The following is a 968-nucleotide window of genomic DNA, read 5'->3' as shown; positions in this document are numbered from 1 at the left end:
GACTCGTAAACGTCGGCGTGCAAGCCTGCCATCTGCACGCGATGTGCTGGCGTTGCCGACTGTCACCCTTGCACCCGGTGCCACGCTTGCTGATAGTGAGTTGGTCATGCCGGATGCTGCGGCAGTCGTGTTTATCCCCAACACTGAAGATCGCGGGATTGTCACCTATAGCGATACCCAGAAACAGCAGATGGTCAGGATCTATCACCAACTACCGTACGGGACAAAGAAGGTTTGGCTGGCCCGTCACGACATGGACGCATCACGAGTGATTCGGTGGATGAAGCGGTTTGATCTTGGCACGTTTACCCAGCAACAACGCGCCGCAGTCTATACCGGGGCAACTACCCCTGTACCGGTGGTGTTAGACGCTGAAGCAATCATCTCACTTGTCCACCAGTATGTGGCTGCCCCGCATGGGACAAAACAAGCCTTGCTGGATAAACACGGTATCTTGCAGTCAGCGATGCATGGCTGGATCGAGAAAGTCGCAAACGGCACGATTGCCCACTACACGCACACAAGAAAGGCAGAACCCTTGAACACCCCCAAGGCCACCAACAACGACATGGTCACCATTACCCGCAAGGAATACAACGCACTACAACGAGAAAACGCCAAGCTGCGCAAAGAAAACAAGCTGTGGAAGGACACCAGTGATGTACTGGGAAAAGCTATAGCGTCTCTGCCAAAGAAGCATGGCGGGGACTCAAACGCGGCGGGAAAATCCTCACAGTAGAACAAACACAACGCTATGAGGCAGGCCTACAACAAGAAAACGAGCTAATCGAAGCACTCGTTGGTATCGGGCACTCAATGAGGAAAGCCTGCAACGTGTTAGGCGTGGCCCGTTCCAGGCGGTATTACCAGGACAATCCCCGCCCGAAGAAGCAAGATCCGATCCCGCATCACAAACGCAACATCAAACGCTTAACCGATGCGCAAGTCAACGACATTTTGGCCTTGTT

1 pseudogene is annotated in these 968 nt (G+C 53.7%); it reads left to right on the top strand.

The window, feature by feature from the left end:
* A pseudogene (locus tag KBX14_RS11145) lies at window positions 1–739 on the top strand (hypothetical protein); the annotation flags it as partial.
* Between the last annotated feature and the right edge of the window lie 229 nt (window positions 740–968).

Origin of the sequence: Corynebacterium sp. CCUG 61414 (assembly GCF_024453945.1) — a bacterium.
In the GTDB taxonomy this organism is placed as follows: domain Bacteria; phylum Actinomycetota; class Actinomycetes; order Mycobacteriales; family Mycobacteriaceae; genus Corynebacterium; species Corynebacterium pseudogenitalium.
This window is presented reverse-complemented; position numbering and strand designations above follow the sequence as displayed.